This window comes from Mesorhizobium sp. GW821-FHT07A06, from assembly GCF_059419085.1.
Genome location: NZ_JBWKRC010000002.1, coordinates 989,144 through 1,013,518, shown reverse-complemented (window position 1 = coordinate 1,013,518; position 24,375 = coordinate 989,144). Strand labels below are relative to the sequence as shown.

Annotated in this window: 24 protein-coding genes; 13 read left to right on the top strand and 11 right to left on the bottom strand. The window is 64.9% G+C overall.

Features of this window, described 5'->3' with window-relative positions:
- Positions 1-146: 146 nt before the first annotated feature.
- From AC07SZ_RS10400 to AC07SZ_RS10390, 3 genes are all read right to left on the bottom strand, one after another.
- Positions 147-548 (bottom strand): VOC family protein, encoded by a 402-nt coding sequence (locus tag AC07SZ_RS10400; protein ID WP_494914152.1) that lies wholly within the window; start codon positions 546-548, stop codon positions 147-149.
- Between the two features lie 97 nt (positions 549-645).
- Complete coding sequence (locus tag AC07SZ_RS10395; protein WP_494914151.1) at positions 646-1,698, bottom strand: sigma-70 family RNA polymerase sigma factor; 1,053 nt, start codon at positions 1,696-1,698, stop codon at positions 646-648.
- A gap of 42 nt (positions 1,699-1,740) precedes the next feature.
- The gene (locus AC07SZ_RS10390) at positions 1,741-2,487 is read right to left on the bottom strand and encodes an SDR family NAD(P)-dependent oxidoreductase (RefSeq protein WP_494914150.1); all 747 of its coding nucleotides are present in this window, start codon (positions 2,485-2,487) and stop codon (positions 1,741-1,743) included.
- A gap of 219 nt (positions 2,488-2,706) precedes the next feature.
- On the opposite strand from AC07SZ_RS10390, the gene AC07SZ_RS10385 reads away from it, so the two are divergent.
- From AC07SZ_RS10385 to AC07SZ_RS10375, 3 genes are all read left to right on the top strand, one after another.
- Positions 2,707-2,976: a hypothetical protein gene (locus AC07SZ_RS10385; protein ID WP_056572063.1), complete on the top strand. Its 270-nt coding sequence runs from the start codon at positions 2,707-2,709 to the stop codon at positions 2,974-2,976.
- A gap of 254 nt (positions 2,977-3,230) precedes the next feature.
- Positions 3,231-3,644 carry a hypothetical protein gene (locus AC07SZ_RS10380; RefSeq protein WP_494914148.1) on the top strand — a complete coding sequence of 138 codons (414 nt, stop codon included), beginning with the start codon at positions 3,231-3,233 and terminating at the stop codon, positions 3,642-3,644.
- Positions 3,645-3,713: 69 nt separating this feature from the next.
- Positions 3,714-4,121, top strand: a complete 408-nt coding sequence (locus AC07SZ_RS10375) for a hypothetical protein (RefSeq protein WP_056571005.1) — start codon at positions 3,714-3,716, stop codon at positions 4,119-4,121.
- Between the two features lie 19 nt (positions 4,122-4,140).
- Here AC07SZ_RS10375 and AC07SZ_RS10370 read toward each other — a convergent pair whose 3' ends face one another.
- Complete coding sequence (locus AC07SZ_RS10370; protein ID WP_494914147.1) at positions 4,141-4,890, bottom strand: pseudouridine synthase; 750 nt, start codon at positions 4,888-4,890, stop codon at positions 4,141-4,143.
- 124 nt (positions 4,891-5,014) lie between these two features.
- Between AC07SZ_RS10370 and AC07SZ_RS10365 the strand changes: the two genes are divergently transcribed.
- The gene (locus AC07SZ_RS10365; protein ID WP_494914146.1) at positions 5,015-5,500 is read left to right on the top strand and encodes a hypothetical protein; all 486 of its coding nucleotides are present in this window, start codon (positions 5,015-5,017) and stop codon (positions 5,498-5,500) included.
- Positions 5,501-5,623: 123 nt separating this feature from the next.
- Here AC07SZ_RS10365 and AC07SZ_RS10360 read toward each other — a convergent pair whose 3' ends face one another.
- From AC07SZ_RS10360 to AC07SZ_RS10335, 6 genes are all read right to left on the bottom strand, one after another.
- On the bottom strand, positions 5,624-6,319 hold the full coding sequence (locus tag AC07SZ_RS10360) for a VIT1/CCC1 transporter family protein (RefSeq protein WP_494914145.1): 696 nt from the start codon (positions 6,317-6,319) through the stop codon (positions 5,624-5,626).
- Entirely contained in the window at positions 6,316-6,720 is a 405-nt protein-coding gene (locus AC07SZ_RS10355; protein WP_056571014.1) for an OsmC family protein, read from the bottom strand. The genes AC07SZ_RS10360 and AC07SZ_RS10355 overlap by 4 nt, the downstream gene beginning before the upstream one ends.
- Positions 6,721-6,829: 109 nt before the next feature.
- On the bottom strand, positions 6,830-10,027 hold the full coding sequence (locus tag AC07SZ_RS10350; protein WP_494914143.1) for an efflux RND transporter permease subunit: 3,198 nt from the start codon (positions 10,025-10,027) through the stop codon (positions 6,830-6,832).
- Positions 10,024-10,986: an efflux RND transporter periplasmic adaptor subunit gene (locus AC07SZ_RS10345; RefSeq protein WP_494914141.1), complete on the bottom strand. Its 963-nt coding sequence runs from the start codon at positions 10,984-10,986 to the stop codon at positions 10,024-10,026. The genes AC07SZ_RS10350 and AC07SZ_RS10345 overlap by 4 nt, the downstream gene beginning before the upstream one ends.
- 11 nt (positions 10,987-10,997) lie before the next feature.
- Positions 10,998-11,198 (bottom strand): YgaP family membrane protein, encoded by a 201-nt coding sequence (locus AC07SZ_RS10340; protein WP_140685429.1) that lies wholly within the window; start codon positions 11,196-11,198, stop codon positions 10,998-11,000.
- Positions 11,199-11,352: 154 nt separating this feature from the next.
- A complete protein-coding gene (locus AC07SZ_RS10335; protein ID WP_056571019.1) occupies positions 11,353-12,660 on the bottom strand; it encodes an NAD(P)/FAD-dependent oxidoreductase in 1,308 nt (435 codons plus the stop codon).
- A gap of 222 nt (positions 12,661-12,882) precedes the next feature.
- Between AC07SZ_RS10335 and AC07SZ_RS10330 the strand changes: the two genes are divergently transcribed.
- Entirely contained in the window at positions 12,883-13,218 is a 336-nt protein-coding gene (locus AC07SZ_RS10330; protein ID WP_494914139.1) for an ArsR/SmtB family transcription factor, read from the top strand.
- A gap of 26 nt (positions 13,219-13,244) precedes the next feature.
- On the opposite strand, the gene AC07SZ_RS10325 is transcribed toward AC07SZ_RS10330, so the two are convergent.
- Positions 13,245-14,129: an aldo/keto reductase family oxidoreductase gene (locus AC07SZ_RS10325; RefSeq protein WP_494914138.1), complete on the bottom strand. Its 885-nt coding sequence runs from the start codon at positions 14,127-14,129 to the stop codon at positions 13,245-13,247.
- A 94-nt stretch (positions 14,130-14,223) separates the two neighbouring features.
- On the opposite strand from AC07SZ_RS10325, the gene AC07SZ_RS10320 reads away from it, so the two are divergent.
- From AC07SZ_RS10320 to AC07SZ_RS10285, 8 genes are all read left to right on the top strand, one after another.
- Positions 14,224-15,129, top strand: a complete 906-nt coding sequence (locus AC07SZ_RS10320) for a LysR family transcriptional regulator (RefSeq protein WP_494914137.1) — start codon at positions 14,224-14,226, stop codon at positions 15,127-15,129.
- Between the two features lie 770 nt (positions 15,130-15,899).
- Positions 15,900-18,488, top strand: a complete 2,589-nt coding sequence (gene mprF / locus AC07SZ_RS10315) for a bifunctional lysylphosphatidylglycerol flippase/synthetase MprF (RefSeq protein ID WP_155772456.1) — start codon at positions 15,900-15,902, stop codon at positions 18,486-18,488.
- Positions 18,401-19,867 (top strand): virulence factor family protein, encoded by a 1,467-nt coding sequence (locus tag AC07SZ_RS10310; RefSeq protein WP_494914173.1) that lies wholly within the window; start codon positions 18,401-18,403, stop codon positions 19,865-19,867. The genes mprF and AC07SZ_RS10310 overlap by 88 nt, the downstream gene beginning before the upstream one ends.
- A gap of 181 nt (positions 19,868-20,048) precedes the next feature.
- Positions 20,049-21,962 carry a diguanylate cyclase gene (locus AC07SZ_RS10305; protein ID WP_494914136.1) on the top strand — a complete coding sequence of 638 codons (1,914 nt, stop codon included), beginning with the start codon at positions 20,049-20,051 and terminating at the stop codon, positions 21,960-21,962.
- A 66-nt stretch (positions 21,963-22,028) separates the two neighbouring features.
- Positions 22,029-22,361 (top strand): ArsR/SmtB family transcription factor, encoded by a 333-nt coding sequence (locus AC07SZ_RS10300; protein ID WP_494914135.1) that lies wholly within the window; start codon positions 22,029-22,031, stop codon positions 22,359-22,361.
- 82 nt (positions 22,362-22,443) lie between these two features.
- Positions 22,444-23,553: an ACR3 family arsenite efflux transporter gene (gene arsB / locus AC07SZ_RS10295; RefSeq protein ID WP_494914134.1), complete on the top strand. Its 1,110-nt coding sequence runs from the start codon at positions 22,444-22,446 to the stop codon at positions 23,551-23,553.
- Positions 23,550-23,972 carry an arsenate reductase (glutaredoxin) gene (gene arsC, locus AC07SZ_RS10290; RefSeq protein ID WP_494914133.1) on the top strand — a complete coding sequence of 141 codons (423 nt, stop codon included), beginning with the start codon at positions 23,550-23,552 and terminating at the stop codon, positions 23,970-23,972. The genes arsB and arsC overlap by 4 nt, the downstream gene beginning before the upstream one ends.
- Before the next feature lie 66 nt (positions 23,973-24,038).
- Entirely contained in the window at positions 24,039-24,359 is a 321-nt protein-coding gene (locus AC07SZ_RS10285; RefSeq protein ID WP_172372774.1) for an ArsR/SmtB family transcription factor, read from the top strand.
- The last annotated feature ends 16 nt before the right edge of the window (positions 24,360-24,375 follow it).

Below are 24,375 nucleotides of genomic sequence, written 5' to 3'. Positions count from 1 at the left end.
TGCCGTCATGCGAAAGATCGTCGTTACCCTAAATGCTAGACTAAGGGACGCCGCCATTTCTCAGAGTTGATGACGAACGCGTTGGGTGGCTTCGGCTAATTCCAGATGCCGGGCGCTGAACCAACTCAAACCGCACGGCCCGCCTCCTACTTGTCGAACTTGCGGATGGCTTCCGCCGTCACCGGCGTGAAGAAGTTCACCAGGTTGCCGTCGGGGTCGCGGAACAGCAGCGAGCGGTTGCCCCAGGGCATGGTGGTCGGCTGCTGCACGGTCACGTTCCTGATCAAGTCGGACAGCCTGGCGAATTCGGCATCGACGTCGCCGACGCGGAATTCGAGGATGGCGGTGTGGTTGTCGGCGGGGCGGGCGATGTCGCCGCCGAACAGCATCAAGGTGCGCGTGCTGCCGATCGCCAGCGTGCAGGAAGGCGTCGCCAGTTCGGCGAAGTCCTCGGTGTAGACCGTCGCCGGCATGCCGGTAATCTCGCCGTAGAAGCGCACGAGGCGCTGGACGTCGGATGTGATGATGCGGACAGAGACGAAATTCATCGCAGGGCTCCTTGATCGTCGAAGCCGCGGCCGGGCTCCCAGCCTCCCTATAGGCCAGGCCTCCTGCCAGCTTTCCGTCAGGAGAGAGATGCGGGCTTCACGCCTCCGGTTCGGACCATGTCGGCGGCAGGCCGAAGGCGGCGAACAAGCCGGCGCCGAGCGGGCCGACATAGACGGTCAGCGAGGCGATGGCGCCTTGGGCCGGCTCGATGACGTGCAGCGATTGCGCGCGCCATTCCGGATCCTGGCGGCGCCGCGCATAGATCGCGACGGCGGGCTGGCCGTTAGCCCGCGTGGCCACGGCGCGGTAGCCGGTGAAATTGCCCCAGACGGTCTTGAAGAAATCGTGGATCGCGGGGCGGCCCCGGTACCAGTCGTGCCACGGCGGCATGTGGTAGGTGGCGTCCTCGCGCAGCAGTTCGATGAAGCCGTCGAGATTGGCGGCCCGCCAGGCCCTGACATAGCGTTCGAGCAGCCGGCCCTCTTCGGGGTTGGGTTGCGATCGCTGCAAGGGACGTCCCTGCGGATAACGCTTGCCAAGTGTCGCCCGCGCCCGCTGCAGGGCGCTGTTGACCGAGGCGGTCGTGCCGCCCAGCAATTGCGCCGTCTCCAGCGCCGACCAGCCCAGCACATCGCACAGCAGAAGCGCCGCGCGTTGCCGGGGCGGCAGCAGCTGGATGGCGGCGACGAAGGCCAGCCGCACGGCTTCGCCGGTCTCGTAGCGCGCGTCCGGGCCGGGCTCGCCATCGACAAGGTCCGGCAACTCGGCGTCGGGGTAGGGCTCCAGCCAGGAAAGCCCGGCGGCCGGCCCGGCGGCGGCGGGCCCTTCGGTCGGCGGCCGTGCGGGCTCTTCGAGAACGCGGTGCGCCGACGATCGTGCCTTTATGGCGTTGAGGCAGGCGTTGGTGGCGATCGTGTAGAGCCAGCCGCGCGGCGAGCCGCGCCCGTCGAATTGCATGCGGCCGCGCCAGGCCTTGAGGAACGTTTCCTGGACGAGATCGTCGGCCTCGTGCAGCGAACCCATCATCCGGTAGCAGTGGAGCTTGAGTTCGCGCCGGTGGGCCGTCGCCAGGCGCTCGAAGGCCGGCCGGTCGAGAACCGGCCGGCCTATCCGATCCTGGGGCTCGGAAGCGCCGGGAGCGTCTGTCATGTCGAACCCGCCATGCTCATTGCGGCCGGCATCCTGCGCGCCTCACGCGGCGGCGGCAAGGCCGCTGCCGCTCACCGTGAAGGCCGTGCCCGGCATCTTGCCGCCAGCCATCGCGACCACCGCGCGCCCGACATCGGCGGGTGTCTGCACATCGCTCATGCTGGCCAGGAAATCGGCCGGGCTGATGCCGAGATAAGCGGAGACGCCCGCTATGCCGCGCTCGCCGACGCCGGTGCCGGCCATGATGCGCATCGGCGCCAGCGCCATGAAGCGCAGGCCAAGGCCAAGCCGGTCGGCTTCCTTCTGGCTGTGGGCGGCAAGGATCATCTGCATGCGCTTGGCGCCGGAATAGCCGCCGGAGTTCGGCGGGCCGCCGCTCAGCGCCGCGCCGCTGGAAATCAGCACCACGCGGCTGCTGGGCTTCAGCCGGCCCTGGAGGGCGGCCCTGCAGAACAGGAACGAGGCCCTGACGTCGGTCTCCCAATTCGCCGAGAAGTCTTCCCAGCTCTGGTCCTGGATGGGGGCCGACGGGGCAAACGCGCCGGCCGAGATCACCAGCACGTCCGGCTCCAGCGCGGCGAACACCCTCTCGGGCACGGTGTCGTGCGTGGCGTCGGCGGCCAGCGTCCTGACCCCGGACGCCTCCCAGGAAAGCTCCTTCAGGGCTTCCGCGCCGCGGGCGACGGCGAGCACGGTCGCGCCTTCACCCAGGGCAGCTTCCACGATCGAGCGGCCGACACCCCGGCTGCCTCCGACCACGACGACATCTTGACCTTGCAACGATCCCATGGATCACCTCGCTTTTCCGGCCCGGACAATTCCGGCGCCTGATGATCAGGACAGTCGAGGCGGGTGGAAATCATCGGTGCGACGGTAAAAAATCTTTTGCGGGCGCCTGTCGGGCGGCTCTCATTCGTTCGCGGGTTTGCCAGGGGCCCGATTGGGGCGATAAACTGGACGGCCCATCGTCGATCTCTTGGGCGCAACGGTAACTGGGAGGAATGGATGATGACGACTTTGTTCGTGAGACATACCGTGTCCGACTACAAGGCCTGGCGCAAAGTCTATGACGGGTTCGCGCCGGTGCAAAAGGCCGGTGGCGTGAAAGCCGAGACCGTCTATCAGGCGGCGGACAACCCCAACGACGTCACCGTGACGCATGATTTCGCCAGTGTCGCCGAGGCGCAGGCCTTCATCAAAAACCCAAAATTGAAAGAGGCGATGGCGAGCGCCGGCGTGGTCGGCGCGCCAAGCATGTGGATCACCAACAAGGCTTGATTGATCGCCCGGCCTGTCCGATTGCACATGCGCACTGAACGGCCCAGGCCGCTTCCGGCCTGGCCGGTGCGACGCTGTTCGTCCGTCGGAGGCGCCAGGGCAGATTTATTGTAAAAACCAAAATGCATCAGCGTCGTATCAGGGCTCTATTCTGATAATCAAGAATTGATTGGACGTACTGCTTCCGTGATTGGCCGTTTGCTTGGCGTCATCATAGCGTCGTCGGTGGAGAATTCATCGGCTGAGGGGGTGACATGGTTTTCCGTACGACAAGTGTCATTGCGGGGCTTGCGCTTCTGGGATTTGCGGCCTTCCCCGCGGCTGCCTACACCCACTCGTCCACCTACCAGAAGACCGCGCTTTCGGGTCAGGAGATCTATGTCTTCGGCGGTACGACCCTGAACCCGGACTGTTCCAGCGCCGGCAAGGATGACGTGCGAGTGGTCTCCGGCCCGAGCCATGGAGATGTAAAACTCGTTCACGGCAAGGTGCATCCGTCTTATGCCAAATCGAACGAGCGTTCAAAATGCAATGCCCGCATGGCGGATGGCGTCAAGGCGCTTTACCGGTCGAAACCCGGTTTCACGGGGTGGGACCAGGTCACGTTCTCGGTCCACACCTATGAGGGCAATGCCTTCAGATTTGTCGCCAACATCAAGGTCGAGTAGCGGCGGTGCCGCAACCGCCCGCCTCTCGGCCGGGAGGAGACTTCATGCAGCCAGGGAGATCGCTGAAAGATGGTGCGTAAAACCGCAGGCTTCGTCGCCGCATTGACGGTTCTGGGATTGGCGGCCTGGCCCGCGGCCGCGGGGACGGAGAGCTATCGAAAGACGGCGCTGTCCGGACAGGAGATCTATATCCTCAGGGATGTGAGCCTCAATGAGGATTGTTCGAGCGCGGGCGCCAACGATGTCAGGGTCATCGCCGGCCCAAGCCACGGCAAGGTCAGGCTTGTGCACGCAAAGCTCTATTCCGGTTTCCCCAAATCGAACGAGCGCTGGAAATGCAACACGCACAAGGTCGATGGCATCAAGGGGCTCTACCGGTCGAATCCTGGGTTCAAGGGGCATGACGAGGTCACGTTTTCGACCCATACCTATATGGGAAATGCCCATAAGACGGTCGTGAGCATCGACGTCGAATAGCGCTTCGCGACCTCGCCGCTCAGCCCGCCAGAAGCGCCAGTTCCTCCGGCGTCAGATGCCGCGCCGCGCCCTTGGCGAGGTCGCCCAGCGGCAGCCGGCCGATGGCGATGCGGATAAGGCGCTTGACCTCGATGCCGTGCGCGGCGAGCAACCGGCGTATGTGGCGGTTGCGGCCTTCATCGAGCACGATCTCCAGCCAGGCGGTGCGGCCGCCGCTGCGCAAAAGCGCGATCGAATTGGCCGTCAGGGTCTCGCCGTCGACGGTGACGCCCGCGCGAAGTTTGTCCAGCATCGCTTCATCGGGCACCGCGCCGATCTGGACGTGGTAGGTCTTGGGCAGGTGCGAGCCCGGGTCCATCAGCTGGTTGGCGAAATGCGTGTCGTTGGTCATCAGCAGCAGGCCTTCGCTCGCCTTGTCGAGGCGGCCGACCGGCGAGACGAAAGGCAAATCGAGCCCTTCCAGGCAGGCATAGACGGTGTCGCGCTGCTGCGGGTCGTCGCGGGTGGTGACCAGCCCGCGCGGCTTGTTGAGCATGACATAGACCTTGCGCTCGGCGACCACATGCTCGCCATCGACGACGATGCGGTCGCGGCCGAGGTCGACGCGCAGCGAGGCATCGCGCACCACCTTTCCGCCGACGCGCACGCGGCCCGCGGCGATCAGCACCTCGGCCTGCGTGCGCGAGCACAGGCCGAGCTTGGAGAGCGCGCGGTTCAGGCTGACGCCGGCTTTGGACGGCCTGCCGGTGGGTGGTGGTCTTGATGCCATGCTGATCCGGGTCGGTCGGTTGCATCGGACAGATGGCACGGGTGATGTGGGCATCGCAAGCGGACCTCATGTTGCCACAATCGGACAATGCGATAGAGCCAGCATCAGCGATGGATCCAACAAGTTGACGAGCGCCGTATTTCCTGCCGCCGTGCTACTTGCCGGTATGACGGTGCCGGCGTGGGCCGATGCGGTATGCATGGCTAACATCGGGCGGCTTGAACCCGGGCAATATGCCTGCCTGAGGGTCGGCGGGGCGAGCCACCTGGCCCGCTGCGAGGTGAACCTCAATATCCTGTCCTGGAAACAGGTCCTCGACCATTGCCCGGGGGGCGATCCGGCGCCGGGGCCCGCTCCGGCTGCATCGGTCTGCCGGGCCAACGGCCAGTTCATCCCGGGCGGCGGTTTTGCCTGCCTCGTCGTGGCCGGCGGCGCGCACCTGGCGCGCTGCGACACCGTGCTCAATGCTTCGTCCTGGACCAAGGTTCAGGACGGCTGCCCCGGCCCGCCGCTACCTAAAGTCATTCCGGATTCGCAGATGCCTCCATTGCTCGAGCATCCGTTGTCTGGTCCTCGACGCCTGATTGAACGATTGCGTGACGCGCTTTGATGTCGGTAAAGGCGAGATTGGCGTCGACATCAAGGTGAAGGACGTTGTCTGAAGTTGACCTTATGGCTCAATGGCATCGCCTCAACCACCCACGCATCGATGCGGGCCTCGACTGTCGGGCGTCTACACCGCCGTGCCGACCAGCGCGCCGATGCCGGCGGTGAGCGCCATGGCGAAGGCACCCCAGAAGGTGACGCGCAGCGTTGCTCGAAGGATGTTGGCTCCGCCCGCCCTGGCGCCGATGGCGCCCAGCAAGGCGAGGAAAAGCAGGGACGCCACCGAGACCGCCAGCACCAGCATGGAGGCGGGCGACACCAGCACCATGAGCAGTGGCATGGCCGCGCCCACGCTGAAGGTCGCCGCCGAGGTCAGCGCCGCCTGGATCGGCCGCGCCGTGGTCATTTCGGAAATGCCGAGTTCGTCATGGGCATGCGCGGCCAGAGCATCCCTGGTCATCAGCTGCTCGGCGACCTGGCGCGCCAGGCCTGCCTCCAGCCCGCGCTTGACGTAGATCTGCGCCAGTTCCTCGCGCTCGAATTCGGGCTGGGACCTGAGTTCCTCGCGTTCGCGGGCGAGGTCGGCATTCTCGGTGTCCGACTGGGAGCTGACCGAGACATACTCGCCAGCCGCCATCGACATGGCGCCCGCCACCAGGCCGGCTATGCCGGCGACCAGAACCTGCGAAGTCGGTGCCGCGGCCGACGCCACGCCGACGATCAGGCTGGCGGTCGAGACGATCCCGTCATTGGCCCCCAGCACGGCGGCGCGCAGCCAGCCGATGCGTGACACCAAATGGTTTTCGACATGCAGGCGGCTCATGCTTTTCTCCGGATCGTGCCTTCGAGTTTCGTGGCGACGGCGACTGTATTGGAAATCGTGCCGTATTTGCGGACGTTCTTGTGCAGCAGCTCCAGCCGCTGGTCGGTTTCATCGGTGTCGACGACAAGCTCATAGTCGATGGAGGCAATCCCCGGCGGGCTGTCGCGCCGAACGGCATGCAACGCGACCCTGACGCCGCGCAGCTTGAAACCGAGCATCGGGGTGACGCGCTCGATGCCCTTGATCATGCAGGCGCCAACGGCCGCCAGAAGCAGTTCGGCCGGATTGAAGGCATCGGCCCGGCCCTCGAGACAGGTGTCGAGAACAAGCGCGGCGTTCTTGGTCGTGGCCACGCTGCCTCGCGCATCGGTCCGTCTGGCTTCAATGCTGTATTCGAACATGGTGCCACCTGCTTTGCAGCCCGCCTGGCGGGCGCCGTTCCGGTGTTTCTAGCCTCTTTGCAGGAAGCTGAAGTTGATCCAGGTCAGAATCAGGTCGCCCTGACCCTTTTTACGTGCGCAGCACCCGGTAGATCGCGGGGATGACCAGCACCGTCAGCAGCGTCGAGGAGGCCAGGCCGAACAGCAGCGAAATCGCCAGCCCCTGGAAGATCGGGTCGGTCAGGATCACCGCCGCGCCGATCATGGCGGCAAGTGCTGTCAGCAGGATCGGCTTGAACCGGATCGCGCCGGCCTCGATAAGTACCTCGCGCAACGGCCTGTCGGGCGACGCGGCGTGACGGATGAAGTCGACCAGCAGGATCGAATTGCGCACGATGATGCCGGCCAGCGCGATGAAGCCGATCATCGAGGTGGCGGTGAACGGCGCTCCGAACAGCCAGTGTCCGCCGAGGATGCCGATGAAGGTCAGCGGGATCGGCGTCAGGATCACCAGCGGCACCTTGAACGAGCCGAACTGGGCGACGACCAGGATGTAGATGCCGAGCAGGGCGACGCCGAAGGCCGCGCCCATGTCGCGGAAGGTCACCCAGGTGACTTCCCATTCGCCGTCCCACAAGAGCGTTGGCCGGCTTTCATCTTCCGGCTGGCCATGCAGCGAGATCGCGGGCTTTTGCAGTCCGGTCCAGTCCTGCGCGTCGATGGCCTTGCTGACGGCGAGCATGCCGTAAAGTGGCGCCTCGAAGCTGCCGGCAAGCTCGGCTGTCACCATTTCGGCGGCGCGGCCGTTGTGCCTGAACACCGGGAACGAGGCGCGCTCCGGCGTTACCCGCACGACATCTCCGAGTTCCACCACGCCGCGGCCGCCGGGCAGGACATTGGCCGGGATGGGCGTGGTCAGGAAGCGCTCGTCGAGCGTCCTTTCACCCTTCGGCCGCTCGATGCGGATCGGGATCGGCTGGCGGCCACCGCCGCGATGCGAATAGCCGACGGTCTTGCCGCCATTGAGGATGGCGAGCGTGTCGAAGACGTCGCTTTCCTCGACATGGAAGAACTCAGCATCGTCGGTGGAAATCGTGGCGCGCAGCCGGCGTGCCGGCTGTCCCCAGGAATTGTCGACGTCGACGATGAAGGGCACGGAACGGAATGCCGTTTCGATCTTTTCGGCGACCTTGCGGCGCGTGTCGCCGTCGGGTCCATAGACCTCCGCCAGCAGCGTTGCCATCACGGGCGGACCGGGCGGCGGCTCGACCACCTTCAGGCTGGTGCCTTGCGGCACCGGGATCGTGGCGATGCGCTGGCGCACGTCGAGCGCGATCTCGTGGCTGGACCGGGTACGGTTCGTTTTCGGCAGCAGGTTGAGCGCTACGTCTCCCTGCCGCGGCTCGGTGCGCAGGACGGCATGGCGCACGAGGCCGTTGAAATTGAAGGGCGCCGCCGTTGCGGCATGTGTCTGCACCGACCGGACCTCCTTCAGCTCGAGAACCCTGGCGGCGACGGCCTGTGCAACCGCATCGGTCGCCTCGACGGAAGATCCTTCCGGCAGGTCGATGGTGACCGACAATTCGGACTTGTTGTCGAAGGGCAGGAGCTTGACCGTGACATGGTCGGTGTAGAACAGCGCGAGCGAGCCGAGCGTCAGCAGGCCGACGACAAGCAGGAAGGCCCAGCTCGCCTTCTTCGAGGCCAGGATCGGCCGGGCGACGGCGGTGTAGGCGCGGCCGAGCGGGCCGCCATTGCCATGATCCCGATGGGCATGTGCCGGCGCCCGTCCGGCGAGTTTGAGCATCAGCCACGGCGTCACCGTCACCGCGACGAAGAAGGAGAAGATCATCGCCGCCGAGGCGTTGGCCGGGATCGGGCTCATGTAAGGCCCCATCATTCCCGAGACGAACAGCATCGGCAGCAGTGCGGCGACCACGGTCAAGGTGGCGACGATGGTGGGGTTGCCGACTTCGGCCACCGCCTCGATCGCTGCCTGCCGGCGGTCGCGTCCGCCGCCCATGGCCCAGTGCCGCGAGATGTTCTCGATCACCACGATGGCGTCGTCGACGAGGATGCCGATGGAAAAGATCAGCGCGAACAGCGAGACGCGGTTCAGCGTGTAGCCCATGACGCGCGAGGCAAACAGCGTGAGCAGGATGGTCACCGGGATGACGACGGCCACGACCATGGCTTCGCGGCGGCCGATGGCGACCCAGACCAGCACGATGATCGAGATCGTCGCCAGGCCGAGATGGTAGAGGAGCTCATTGGCCTTGTCGTTGGCGGTCTCGCCGTAGTTGCGCGTCACGTCGATCGCCATATCGCCAGGGATCAGTCCGCCCTGGAGCAGGGCGACCCGGTGCAGGATGGCGTCGGCGACCGCGACGGCGTTCGATCCGGCGCGCTTGGCGATGGCGAGCGTGACCGACGGCACGCGCTCCACGCCGGCGCCAGCCCTGGTGACCGTGGACACCAGCGCATCACCGGTGTCGGTGGCGAAGGCGACGTCGGCGACGTCGCGAACATAGACGGGGCGGTTGTCGCGCGAGGTCAGGAGCAGGTTGCCGATCTGGTCCGGCGAGGCCAGCGTTTCGCCGGCGACGATGTCGATCTGCTCGCCCCGGTCGCGCACGCGTCCGGCCGGAAAGGCCTTGTTGGCGCCCGACACCTTGGCGGCAAGCTGCTGCAAGGTGACGCCGTAAAGGGCGAGCTTTTCGGGGTTCGGATCGACGCGGATGATCTCACCGGTGTCGCCGACCAGGTAGGTCAGGCCGACATTGTCGATCTTGGCGATCTCGGTGCGAAGTTCGCGCGCGATGCGGGTCAGGTCGTTCGGCGTCATGCGCGCGGCCGCCTCCGCCTTCGGCGACAGTGTCAGCGTGACGATGGCGACGTCGTCGATGCCGCGGCCAACGATCAGCGGCTCGGGCACGCCGACGGGAATGCGGTCCATGTTGGCGCGCACCTTGTCGTGGACGCGCAGCACGGCGGCGTCGGACGAGGTACCGACGACGAAGCGGGCGGTGACCATCACCTGGTCGTCGCGCGTCTGCGAATAGACATGCTCGACGCCGTCGATGCCCTTGACGATCGTCTCCAGCGGCTCGGTGATCAGCTTGACGGCATCGTCGGCCTTCAGCCCGTCGGCGCGCACGAAGATGTCGACCATCGGCACCGAGATCTGCGGTTCCTCCTCGCGCGGCAGCGTGAGCAGCGCCACCAGCCCGAAGGCGAATGCGGCGACCAGGAACAGCGGCGTCAGCGGCGAGGCGATGAAAGCCCGCGTCAGCGCGCCGGCGATACCGAACGAGGCAGGACCCTTCATGGCGTGATCACGACATCGCCGGCCGCGAGGCCTGTCAGGATCTCGACATAGTCGCCGTCGGCGCGCCTGGTCCGCTCGCCGGCGACCACCGCCCGTTCGGCCTGTGTGCCGCCGGCGGTGACGCGGACGAAGTCGATGCCCGAGCGGGTTGCGATCGCCGACGCCGGCACCAGCAGCGCGGAGCGCTCGGCGACCGGCAGCTCGACCAGGACACGGGCATCGATGAAATTGGTATCGAGATTGTCGACCTCGACGTCGGCGATGACGCGGCCATTGTCGATCTGCGGATAGATCTTGGCGAGGCGGCCGGCGGCTCCCTTGCCGCCGGCATTGATGCGGATGGCGGCTCCCTGCTTCAACGACGCCGCGTAACGCTCCGGAACGGCCAGCCGCAGGAACACGCCGCCGCCACCGATGGTGGCGACCACTTCACCAGCCATGATGACGGCGCCGCGCGTCACCGGCACGGTCAGCACGCGGCCATCGCCGGGAGCAAAGACATCGCCTTCGGCGCCCTGCTGCACGATCACCGAACGCTGGGCCTGGGTCGCGGCAAGCTGGTTGCGCGCGACGTCGACCTCGGTGCGCAGCTGGTCAAGACGCTGCGCCGTCATGACACCCTTGTCGACCAGCGTCTGGCCGCGCGCGAGTTCGGATTGCGCGGTGTCCAGCTGTGCCCGCAGCGCGCGCAACTGGGCGTCCAGCGCCGCGACCTGGAAGGCGATCTTGTCGTCCTGAACGGTGGCGATCTTCTGTCCCGCCTTGACCGCTTCACCCTCGGTGACGGCCAGGTCGACGATCAGCCCGCCGATGCGGGCGCGCGCCGGAACGGTGTCGCGCGCCTCGACACGGCCATAGACCGCCTTCCATTCGGTCACGGTCGTCGGCGCCAGCGTCAGCGTGCCGGCAAGCGCTGGAGAGGTCGCCAGCAACACGGCGACCAAAAGGGGCATGCGCATGCGGGTCATCCTTAGAATGCGCATCCCGGCTTGACGCCGAGCTTGCGGAAGACCATCGCCGCCGGACAGAAGCCGGTGAACGCCGATTGCAGCATGTTCAAGCCGACGAAGACCGTCAGCCAGACAAACAGCGGCGAGACAAAGGCGGTAAGCACCACGGACAAAAGCACCATGGTGCCGGCGAAAGCGAGAACGGAACGGTCAAGGGACATCGTCATCTCCATTTGTATATGATCATATGCAAATATATGAATGTTATAATTGGCCGCAAGGAGTGGCGCCGACTTTTCCGCCGGCGGTTGCGGGCCTTCGTTTGGGCCGCCAGCCGCCGTCCGCCCGAGGGCCAGCCGCGGTGGCTTGCCCCGGTCAGGCAACCGGTACATCCGGCGCCGCCTCGACCTTGATCTGCTTGAGCTTGTCGATGCCCAGCGCCTGCAGTGCGAGGCGCTCGTAGAAGGGCTCGGATTTGCCGGTCCTGATCTTGTGCAGGAAATACTTCTCGAAGCCGACCTTGGCGGTGTGCACCCATTTGCCGGAGGACGACCAGTTGACGTTGCGCGGCGGGATCTGCGGCTGCGCCACGAAGGCGACGCCGGAATCGCCGAAATCGGCGAGGCAGACCGCATTCCACGTGCCCTGGGCATCGGGCTCCTCGCCCTTCACCAGCCGGCCTATGTTGCGCGCCGTCGCCGTGACCATGGATTCGATCATGAAGCCGGTCTTGGGCACGCCTACCGGTACAGGTGTCTTGCCGATCGGCGGGATGGCGACGCAAACGCCGACCGCGAATATTTCGGGGAAGGCCGCGTTGCGCTGGTGCTTGTCGACGACGATGAAGCCGCGCGGATTGGTGAGGCCCTCGATGCCGCGCACCGCCGCCACGCCACGGAAGGCCGGCAGCATCATCGCAAAGGCGTGCGGCAATTCATGCGCCTGCCTGACCGACCCATCGTCGGCGATTTCCTGGACGAACATCTTGCCGGGCTCGACCTTGTCGACCCTGGCGTTGCAGATCCACTTGATGTGATGCTGGCGCATCTCGCTCTCGAGCAGGCCCTTGGTGTCGCCGACGCCGTCGAGGCCGAGATGGCCGATATAGGGTTCCGAGGTGACGAAGGTCATGGGCACGCGGTCGCGCACCCTGGCGTCGCGCAACGCCTTGTCGAGAATGAAGGTGAATTCGTAGGCGGGCCCGAAGCAGGACGCGCCCTGGACCGCGCCGATGACGACCGGACCCGGCCTTGCGACAAGCGCGTCGAAGGCCTCCCTGGTCTTGAGTGCGTGGTCGATGTGGCAGACCGACTGGGTGTTGTGCTCCGGCCCGAGGCCTTCGATCTCGTCGAAAGCGAGTTCGGGGCCGGTGGCGATCACCAGATAGTCATAGGAGACGGATGAGCCGTCGTTGAGTTCCACCGTGCGTTCGGCCGGGTGGACGCGCCTTGCTCCTTGCGGATGAAAACCGATGTTGCGCCGGGCGAGCACCGGAGCAAGGTCGATCTCGACCGCCTGCCTGTCGCGCCAGCCCACGGCGACCCAGGGGTTGGATGGCACGAATGAATAGTGGCTGCCATTGTTGATTACGGAGACCTTGTGTTCCCCGGCCAGTTCGTCGCGAAGCTCATAGGCCATGATCGTGCCCCCCAGTCCGGCACCAAGGACGACAACATGCGCCATGCTCTTCCTCCTTCGCGGCGTGGCCTTTGGCGCAACGCCGACATTGCGGTTCCCACGTAGGGAACGGCATTAGCTGATCCTGCGCCGTTGTGGCCGGCCGCGACTTGATGCGGATCAAACAAGCGCGCTGGCGTGACTCTCCAGCGCATCGATCCATCGGCTTGACAGGCGCCAGCGTCAGGCTAGTATTATTTGTAACTCTTAATATGATAATGTGTTCATATGCGCAACATAAAATTAGCCGAACTGGACAAGCAGGCGCGCGAAGCGTCCGAACTGCTCGCCGCGATGGCAAATGAAAAACGGCTGATGATCCTGTGCCATCTGCTGGACGGCGAGACGAGCGTGAACGAACTGGCCGAACTGGTTGCGATGAACCAGTCGGCGCTGTCGCAGCAGCTTTCAAAGTTGCGCGCGCTCAAGCTCGTGGACACGAGGCGCGACGCCCAGCAGGTTTACTACCGGTTGGCATCGGTGGAGGTCGAGCGAATCCTGCAGACGCTCTACGGCATCTATTGCGATCCGCTGACAAGGATCGCCAAGATCGGCAGCCGGTAGGCTGCCGACCGGCAGCAGGAACCGCCTTATGCCGCTTGCTCGGCTTCGCCGCCGATCCCGTTCAGCACATCGATCGCCTCGCGAGGCAGGTCGAGTTCGGCCGCCGCAAGGTTCTCACGGAGATGGCCGACCGACGAAGTGCCGGGGATGAGCAGGATGTTGGGCGAGCGCTGCAGCAGCCAGGCGAGCGCCACCTGCATGGGGGTCGCGCCAAGTTTGCGGGCGACATTGGCCAGCGTGTCCGACTGCAGCGGCGTGAAGCCGCCAAGCGGGAAGAAGGGCACATAGGCGATGCCGTCGGCGGCCAGCTTGTCGATCAGCGCGTCATCCTCGCGATGCGCGATGTTGTACTGGTTCTGCACGCAGACGATGTCGGCGATGCCGCGCCCCTGAGCGATCTGAGCGCGGGTGACGTTGCTCATGCCGATATGGCGCACCAGGCCCTTGCGCTGCAATTCGGCGAGCGTGTTCAATTGCGGCTCGAGCGATCCTTCGGCGGGGCCATGGATGCCATGCATGGAGCGCAGGTTCACGACCTCGATCACGTCCAGGCCAAGATTGCGCAGATTGTCATGCACGGCCTGGGTCAGCTCCGGCGGCGACATTGCGGGGAGCCACGATGCGTCGGCGCCGCGCCGGGCACTGATCTTGGTGACGATGGTGAGGTTGGCGGGGTAGGGATGCAGCGCCTCGCGGATGATCTGGTTGGTGACGTGCGGGCCATAGAAATCCGATGTGTCGATGTGGTCGACGCCGCTGGCGATCGCCTCGCGCAGCACGGCGAGGGCGCCGCCATGGTCTTTCGGCGGACCGAAGACGCCCGGTCCCGCCAGTTGCATGGCGCCGTAGCCGAGGCGCTTCACGGTGCGGTCGCCGAGTTTGAAGGTTCCGGCCTTGCTGATGTCGGTCATGGGTCTCATCTCCTTTGGATCGGCCTAATGTAGACAAAGCGCGCCTGCACGATAATATGGTGCAATCGGCACACCCTGTGCGGAAAGGCGAACAATGGCGACGGATCTCGGCGACCTCCAGGCGTTCATGGCGGTGGCGCGCGCCGGCGGCTTTCGCGAAGCGGCGCGGGTGGGCGGCGTCAGCGCCTCCAGCCTCAGCGAAACGGTGCGGCGGCTGGAGAACGGGCTCGGCGTGCGGCTGTTCAACCGCACCACGCGCAGCGTGGCGCCCACCGAGGCCGGGGCCCGGCTGCTCGAGCGGCTCGGTCCCGCGCTCGGCGAGGTCGAGGCGGCGCTCGACGTGGTCAATGGCTTTCGCGGACGCCCGGCCGGCACGCTGCGGCTCAACGTGCCTGTCGTCGCGGCGAAACTGGTGCTGCCGCGCCTCTTGCCGCCGTTCCTCGCCGCCTATCCCGAGATCCGCATGGAAGTGACAGCCGAGGACAGTTTCATCGACATACTGGCGAGCGGCTGCGACGCCGGCATCCGCTATGACGAGCGGCTGGAGCAGGACATGATCGCCGTGCCGATCGGCCCGCGCCGGCAGCGCTTCGCCACCGGAGCCGCACCGGCCTATCTCGACAGGCGCGGCCGGCCCGAGCACCCGCGCGACCTGCTCGACCATGCCTGCCTGCGCGGCCGCTTCGCCAGCGGCCTGACGCCGGCCTGGGAATTCGAACGCGACGGCGAGGTGGTGAGCGTCGAACCGACCGGCCCGCTGCTGGTCAGCACCGGCACGGCAATGGCCCTTGCGCTCGAGGTGTCGGTTGCCGGCGGCGGCATCGTCTCGCTGTTCGAGGACTGGCTGCGGCCCTATTTCGACGATGGCCGGCTGGAGCCGGTGCTGGAGCCCTGGTGGCAGGAATTTTCCGGGCCGTTCCTCTACTATCCCGGCCGCCGCCTCACGCCGGCACCGCTGCGCGCCTTCATCGACTTTGTCGGCACGATGCGCTGGGGGTGACGGGCGGGCATCGTGGCGCCGGGTGTGACGGCTGTCTTGCCCGGTGATTCGCCTGTCGCATGCTTGCCTCGTCGAACCGAAGCGGTGATGAAGGAAAGCGAGCCTTTCTCATATTTTCGTGCCCGACCTGTCGAAGGGACCTTACGGATATTTATGCCAGCGGCAATGCGGGGGAAATTTCAAATCTCCATTGTTTCGGGGGAATGGAGTCGTTTCAATGAACAGGATCGCGAAAACCTTTCGAATTGTGTTCGTGCCGGTTCTGAGCGTGGCGCTTGCAATCGTCGCGATACCGATCGTTGCGCTTGTTGCGACCATGCGGAGGCTTCGTCGGCAACACCGTCATGGCGATGTCGTTTCTCGCTTCACTCGAAGAGCCCCGGCCGCACGGTCCGCTGTTCCTCCCCCCATTGAGACGACCTATACCGTCGTTCATTCGTCGTAGTGCTGTCGTCGTCGTGCTGTAAATGCCCCGGCGAACGCCGTCATCTGTATTGCAGCCGGCGCTTAGGGACACAAAAGCGACAAGAACGTTAGGCGAGGAAGCTGGGAAGCGCCCGTTGAGCCATGGGCTTTCGGGATGAAGGATACGGGAGTCTCGCTGCCGAAGGCGGGCCTTGCCTGCAAACGTCCGGCCCCAGCGAGCATCAATCTTGAAAACCCTTATCGTGAGCCCCGCGAGCTCCGACAAGACCGAGGACTTTTTGAACAGTATGATTCCGAAGCCTGAATTCCCCAATCCGAGCGCTCTGGATCCCACAGCCGATCCGATGACCGCACGGGATGCGCGCTTGCAGATGTTCGGCTTCTGGGGGCGCTACCAGCATTTTGCCATGCCCGTCGCGGGCGTGGCCATAGCGGCAATCACCGTGGTGGTGCTGCAGCGGTTCTTGAATGACCTTTCGCTCGACCATGTCCTGCAATCGGCGCGAAGCATCCCCGGCAAGCACCTCCTGGTCGCACTTGCGCTTACACTTTTGAGTTTTGCCGCTGTCGCCTTTTACGACGTCGTGGCTGTGGAGACGATCGCGCCAGGCCGCGTCCCAAAGCTGTTGTCGGCATGCGTCGGTGCCGCGGGCTACGCCATCTCCAATGCGCTGGGCTTTTCGCTGCTGACAGGCGGGATGCTGCGCTATCGCATCTATGCCGGCGAAGGCATCGCCTTGTCCGATATCGGCCGCATCATCGCCACCTCGTGGCTAGCGATCTGGTTCGCTTTCACCGTGATGATCGCTCTTGCCCTGGTCCTTGACCCGGCTCGTACACCGTTTGTCGACCAGCTTGATCCTCGCCTGGGCTTGACGCTCGGCATCGCACTGATGCTTTCGGTTGGTCTGCTGGTCGGGTGGCTGTCGCGCGGCGAACGCACGCTGACGATGGGAAAGTTTTCCATCAAATTGCCCAATTCACGCGGCGCGCTGACACAGATCGTGGCCGGCCTGGTCGACGTCTGCGCCGCCGCCGGAACGCTCTACGTGTTGATGCCTGAGACGGTCACCACCGGTCCAGCTGTCTTTGCGCTTGTCTTTGTCGTGGCGACCATCATCGGCATCGCCAGCCACGCTCCAGGCGGTCTCGGCGCCTTCGAGGCATCGATGATCGCCGGCCTTGGCCTGGGCAACAATCCGGATGCTATCGCAGCTCTTCTTGCCTTCCGTATCATCTATACGCTTTTGCCCTTTCTGGTTGCCGCCATCGGTGTCCTGTCGTTCGAGATCTACGCGCGGCACGCCGAAGTGTCGCAGCGGGTGCTCTACGCAGGCCGCGTCCTGGAGCCTCTCATCCCGCCGCTTGCCGCCGGCGCGACCTTCCTGGGCGGGATAATGCTGTTGTTTTCGAGTTCCATTCCAGGTGCTGCCGAACGCCTCGACCTCCTGTCCGACCTGCTGCCGCTGCCATTCATAGAGGTCTCGCACCTGGCGGCCAGCTTCGCCGGCATTGCAATGTTGATCCTTGCGCGGGGGCTGGCGCGGCGGCTTCAGCAGGCATGGGCGGCCTCGCTCATTCTGTTCGTCCTGGGGGCCGCCTTTTCGATCGGCAAGGGTCTGAATTGGGAGGATGCGAGCGTCCTCCTGATCCTGTCGACAGTCCTGATCAGCTTCCGCAAGGCTTTCTATCGCCGCCCGATCGAGGGGATCGGAACGCTGTCATGGGGCTGGCTCGCCAGCGTCATCAGCATCGTCGCCATCTCGATCTGGCTTGGGTTCTTCAGCTATCGCGACATAGACTATTCCAATCAACTGTTCTGGCAATTCGCCGTCGACGGCGACGCTCCGCGCTTCCTGCGCGCCAGCATCGTGATCCTGATCGTTACGGCAGCGGCGGCGCTTCACACGGCCATCAATCGAAAAGCCATCGACCGCAAACAGCGCGCCGAAATCCCTACGGCCGTCAGCGCGATCGTCGCCGCCTCGAACGTGACCCATGCGGCTCTGGCAATGCTCGGCGACAAGCAATTCCTGATGTCGCCGGACGGCCGGGGCTTCATCATGTATGCGCGCTCGGGCGGCAGCCTTATCGCGCTCGGCGGGCCGATCGGGCCTGTCGCGGGCGACAGCAAGCTCGCCTGGGCCTTTCACGACCTCGCCGACCGTTGCGCGGTCCGTACGGCCTTTTACGGTGTGCAACCTGACCAATTGCCCATGTACCTGGACATGGGCCTCGTCGCGCTGAAGCTCGGCGAGGTCGCGCGCGTCGACTTGGCGGCTTTCAACCTCGACGGCCCACGCCGCCAGCCGCTGCGCTACGCCAATCGACGCGCCGAGAAGGATGGTCTGGTTTTCGAGATCGTCGAAGCCGCCAATGTGAGACCGCTTCTTGGCCAATTGCGAGAGGTGTCGGATGCCTGGCTCCAGATGAAGGCGAGCTCCGAGAAGGGTTTTTCGTTGGGCTATTTCGAAGACGACTATGTCAGCAGATTTGACATGGCCGTCATTCGTTGGCAGGGCCGCATCATCGCTTTCGCCAATTTGTGGGGCAGCGCCGACAAAAGCGAACTGACCGTCGACCTGATGCGCCATGCGCCTGACTCGCCCAAGATCGTCATGGACGCGTTGCTGACCAAACTGCTTCTTCATGGCAAGTCGCAGGGTTATCGCTGGTTCAATCTGGGCGCGGCACCGCTTTCGGGATTGTCCGCGGGCCGGCTGGCTTCCCGGTGGAACCGGTTCGGGTCCTTTCTCTACCGGCGTGGCCAGACCTTTTATCGTTTCGACGGGCTCAAGGCTTTCAAGGACAAGTTCGATCCCGTCTGGACCCCGCATTATTTCATATGCCCGCCCGGACTGGACACCATACGATCCTTGTTCGATGTCACCACTCTGATCGGCGGCGGTCCGATGGAACTCGTTCGGAAATGATTGCGTATTTCGCGCAGATGACGAAGAGCCGCGCGAGCTTGGTTCTGGCGGCTCTGGTCGTCGCTGCCGGCCTTGGCCTGGCGCTGCATTTCAACCGGACACGGGCCGTCCCGCGCCAGATCCGCGTTTCCGCCGAGCGTCTGGTCGATGTTCCCGTTCAGCTGCCGCAACAGGATCCGGTGGGGCTGGTCATCCTGTTCTCGCAAAAAGGCGGCATTGGTCAGCGTGACGTCGATCTGGCGGCCGCCCTGGTCGACAAGGGCTTGATCGTGCTGCCGGTCGACCTCGAAAAATATCGCAAGAGGCTGAGCGCGGCCGGTGGCGAGTGCATGTATCTCGGGTCCGATCTGGAGGCGCTTTCCAAGGCGGCCATCCGCGCCACCGGCGGCACCAGCTATTTTCATCCGGTGGTGGCGGGTATCGGCGAAGGAGGCACGCTCGCATATGCAGCGTTGGCCGATGCACCGGTGACGACACTGGCCGGCGCCGTCGCGCTCGAGCCGACGCGCAGCCTGGTTACGCCGCTGCCAACATGCCCGGGCGGCGCCGCACCGACGCCGGATCCGGCGGGCGGCTTCAACTATGCCCTCGACGCGGACTTGCCCTCACCCGCGACACTGGTTTCGGCCGCACCGCTTGCGGGTATTTCCACGCAATCGTCCGACAATGCGATGCGGGCAAAGGCGGTTGTTGTCGATAGCGTGTCCGGCCGCCTCGACGCGGCGGTTGAAGCCGTGGTTTCGATCGCCGCCAGCGATGCATCGTCAAATGACCTGCCGACCATCGATATCCCCGCCAGTTCGAAGCCAGATTCCCTTGTGCTGTTCTTTTCAGGCGACGGCGGCTGGCGCGACCTCGACAAGGTGATCGGCGATGAGATGAGCAAACACGGCGTTCATGTGGTGGGCATCGATTCGCTTCGCTACTTCTGGGCGGAACGCACACCACGACAAATCGCAAACGATACCGTATCCATGATCGACCGCGCTGATCCCTCGGGCAAAATGCCCGTTGCGGTCTATGGTTATTCATTTGGCGCCGATGTCTTTCCGTTCGCCTGGACCTTGCTGCCGAAGCGGATAAAGGATCGCATCCGGTTTGTCGGCCTCCTGGCCACCCAAAAGACGATTACCTTCCAGGTGACCGTTGGTAGCTGGCTCGGCGGTGGAGGCGACCATGTCGTCGCACCGGCGATCGCCACAATTCCGCGCGACCGGCTGCTGTGCGTCTATGGCGAGGACGAGGATGACACGGCCTGCACCGATCCCTTGCTTGCGGGGATCCAGACGCTGAAAATGAAGGGCGGACATCACTTCGATGAAAACTACCCCGCGCTGGCCAAGATTCTTCTTGCCCGCATGAAACCGCGAATGTCGTAGCACCGCTATCGCGGGGAGCGCTGACATGCTTCTGCCGCAACGTTCGATGCAAGCCGCCGGAATTTGCCCGCCACGGTCTCTTTCGACCAAAGGTCAAATGCCTGATGTAACACTTTGTTGTCATTGAGGGCCTATCGAAGAGCCGATCCGGCGAAAGCCCGGTATAAGGAAAGGACCAGCCATGGGTTCGCCCTGGTCCGAATTGCTGGCCAATCTCGCGGTCGTTGCGATGTTCGTTTCGGTCTGGATCCACACGCATGTGTGGCTGGACCGCAGGCCGGCCGCTGTAAAGGCCACGGCCTTCGGCCTGCTGATGGGCGCCGGCGCCATCATCCTGATGCTGACGCCCATGCAGTTGCAGCCGGGCGTCCTGGTCGATCTCAGGGCGACGATGATTGCCGTTGCCGGCTTCTTCGGTGGTCCTGTCGCCGGTATCGTCGCGGGGGTCATGGCCGGCGCCTACCGGACCTTCGAGGGCGGTGTCGGCGCCTTTGCCGGCGCGGTCGGCATCGCGGTCACCATGCTGGTCGGCATCGTCGGCAATCTTGCGCTCAGGGGCCGTTCGCCCGGCATGGGCGATATCATGATCCTGGGCGTCGCCGCCGCGGGCGGATCGCTGCTTGGCTTCAGCGTCCTGCCGCGGTCCGTCATCGAGACGGTTCTGCCCAAGGTGGTGTTCCCGTCCAGCCTGCTCATCTTTGTCTCCGTGGCGATGTCGGGGCTGGCGATCTACCAGGAGCGGCGGCGCATCGAGGCGCTTCGGTCGAGGCGCATCTTCAAGGCGGTGGTCGAGACCTTGCCCGACTGCCTCAACGTCAAGGACCTCGATGGGCGGTTCATCGCCGCCAATCCCGCAACGGCCGAGTTGATGCAGGCGGCTGATACCAAGGCACTCATCGGCAAGACGGATTTCGACTTCTATCCGCCTGAAACGGCGCGGGAATTCCGCGAGGACGAGCTTGCGGTGCTGGCATCCGGCGTCTCCTCCACCATCGAGCAGCGCTTGCATCATGAGGATGGCACCGATGCCTGGCTGGCGACGCTGAAAGCGCCGTTCCGCGACAAGGCCGGGGCGGTTATCGGCCTGATCACGCACAATCGCGACATCACCCTGCGCAAGCGGCTGGAGACCGAACTGGCGGAAAGCCAGGCCAGGCTGGGAGACGCGCTGACGCATATGGCGGACGGGCTGGTGATGTTCGACCCGGACGGCAGGCTGGTGCTGTGCAACGCCCAATACCGCGCCCTGTTTCCGAAAACGGCCGACATAAGGGTGCCCGGCGCCGACTACCGCGATATTCTGCGCGCCTCGGCGGCGCGCGGCGAAAGCGTCACGCCGCCCGATGCGGTCGAGGAGTGGATCGCCGACATCATGGCCATGCAGACGGTTGCCAACCATCGCCAGGTCCGGTTCGCCGACGGCCGCTGGCTCGACGTGCGGACCCGGCCGACTGGCGATGGCGGCAGCCTGAGTGTGTTTTCCGACATCACCGAGGCCAAGCAGGTCGAGGCCGAGTTGCTGGCGGCCAACGAGAAGCTGAACCTTCTGGCGCACCGCGACGGGCTGACCGAACTGTTGACGCGGCGGGCCTTCGACGAAGCGCTGGCGCGCGAATTCGGCCGCGGCCGGCGCACCATGGCGCCGGTCAGCCTGCTCATCATCGATGTCGACTGGTTCAAGCGCTTCAACGACCACTATGGCCATCCGGCGGGCGATGAATGCCTGCGCGCCGTCAGCCGCTGCATCGAGGCGACGGCGCGGCGGCCGGCCGACGCGGCGGCCCGCTATGGCGGCGAGGAGTTCGCGCTCGTCCTGCCGGAAACCGACGCAAGGGGCGCCTTCGTCATCGCCGAAACGCTGCGGGCCAAGGTGCGCGACCTCGGGCTCGCGCATGCCGGCAGCGAAAAGGGCGTTGTCACCGTCAGCATCGGGGTCGGCACGTTCGACGGCAGCGCTGATATCGAGATCGCCGATCTCCTTCGGCGCGCCGACGAGGCGCTCTACGGCGCCAAGGCCGCCGGACGGGACCGCGTGCATGGCTGGCGCCCGCATCTCAGCGAACCACGCTCGACCGCGCCCCAGCGCAAGGCGTGAGCCTTGGCTGTCATATCAACGTCATCGTCGGTTGCTATTAATCCATAAATCCGGATATATGGATTCATGGACAAGACAACATCATTGCTGGCGCTCGCCGCGCTCGGTCAGGAAACAAGGCTGGAGGTGTTCCGGCTGTTGGTTCGGGCCGGGGCCGAGGGGGTGCCGGCAGGCGAGATCGCGACGCGACTGGGCACTGTGCAGAACACCATGTCGGCGCATCTGAAAATCCTCGGCCAGGCCGGGCTGGTGCATGCCGAACGCGAGGGCCGCAGCATCCGCTACACGGCCGACATGACCGGGTTTCGCGATCTCTTGGCCTATCTGATGGAGGATTGCTGCAATGGCGCGCCGGAGCTTTGCCAGCCGATCATCCAGGCCGTGACCTGCAAATGTTGAGGTGGTCGGTTCGCCCCGCGGAAGCGGCTGGACGAGATCGGCGGAAGCCTGGCCAAGGCCGGCCGGCCCAGGAGGAATAGCGATGTCGGATCACATCCTGAATGCCGGCGAAACGGCGCAGCCGAGCATCGGCTTCGTCGAAAAATACCTCACGGTGTGGGTGGCCCTGTGCATCGTCGCCGGTGTTGTCCTCGGCCATTCGCTCCCGGGTGCGTTCGGCGCCATCGCGTCCGCCGAGATCGCCAAGGTCAACATTCCCGTCGCGGTGCTGATCTGGCTGATGATCGTGCCGATGCTGCTACGTGTCGATTTCGCCTCGCTGGCCAGTGTCGGCACCTATTGGCGCGGGATCGGGGTCACTCTGTTCATAAACTGGGCGGTGAAGCCGTTTTCCATGGCGCTGCTGGGCTGGCTCTTCATCGGCTGGCTGTTCCGGTCCTGGTTGCCAGCCGCGCAAATCGATTCCTACATAGCCGGACTGATCATTCTCGCAGCCGCACCGTGCACGGCCATGGTGTTCGTCTGGTCCAACCTTACGCGCGGCGAGCCGAACTTCACGCTGTCGCAGGTGGCGCTCAACGACGCGATCATGATCGTTGCCTTCGCGCCCATCGTCGGGCTGCTGCTTGGACTGTCGGCGATCACCGTGCCATGGGGCACGCTGGTGCTGTCGGTTGCCCTTTACATCATCCTGCCGGTGGTCGTCGCTCAACTGATCCGCCGGCGCCTGCTGGCGGCCAAGGGGCAGGGCGGGCTCGATGCGCTGCTGGCTGCCATGCAGCCCTTGTCACTGATTGCCCTGCTGGCGACGCTGGTGCTGCTGTTCGGCTTCCAGGGCGAGCAGATCATCGCCCAGCCGTTGGTGATAGCGCTGCTGGCGGTACCGATCCTGATCCAGGTCTATTTCAACTCCGGTCTTGCCTATATGCTCAACCGGCTGTCCGGCGAGCGGCATTGCGTGGCCGGACCATCGGCTTTGATCGGCGCGTCCAACTTCTTCGAATTGGCGGTCGCGGCGGCGATCGCGCTTTTCGGGCTGAACTCCGGTGCTGCGCTCGCAACCGTGGTAGGCGTGCTGATCGAGGTTCCCGTCATGCTTTCCGTGGTGTGGATCGTGAACCGAAGCAAAGGCTGGTACGAGCGGGGGAGTGCCGTCCGCCACGCCGCATCCAGCGAGAGGGCCCCGCAATGACCATCACCATCTATCACAACCCGGCCTGCGGCACGTCGCGCAACACGCTGGCGATCATCCGCCAGTCCGGCGAGGAGCCGGAGGTGATCGAGTATCTGAAGAACCCGCCGTCGCGCGAAAAGCTTGTCGAGCTGATCGCGGCAATGGGGATGACGCCGCGCGCGCTGCTGCGCGAGAAGGGCACGCCCTATGCGGAGCTCGGCCTTGGCGACCCCAAATGGAGCGACGACGAGATCCTCGATTTCATGCTGGCGCATCCGATCCTGATCAACCGGCCGATCGTGGTGAGCCCGCTCGGCGTCGTGCTGGCCCGGCCATCCGAAAGGGTGCTCGATATCCTGCCCAATCCAGACATCGGCCCGTTCACCAAGGAGGACGGCGAGGTTGTCGTCGATGCCGGCGGCAAGCGGGTCGTCTGACTTGCTATTTCGATATTTCTCGAAATAGCCCTTGACGAGTCCTGTCGCCGGCCGCATGCTATTTCCATGAAACTCGAACAAGCAGCGAAGCAGCTGGAAGCGCTCGGCAATCCGACGCGGCTGAACCTCTATCGTCTCCTGGTGAGGGCCGGCGAAGCGGGCCGGCCGGTCGGCTTCCTGCAGGAGAGCCTCGGCATCGCCGCCTCGACGCTGTCGCACCATCTGCACCGCCTGATCCTCACCGGGCTGGTCAGCCAGGAGCGGCAGGCGACGACGCTGATCTGCCGCGCCAACTATCCCATGATGAACGATCTCATCGGCTTCCTGGCCGACGAATGCTGCGCCGATGCGGCTTGCAATCCGGCGGCGGATGACGCGGCCGCCTGATTTTTTGCCTTTTATT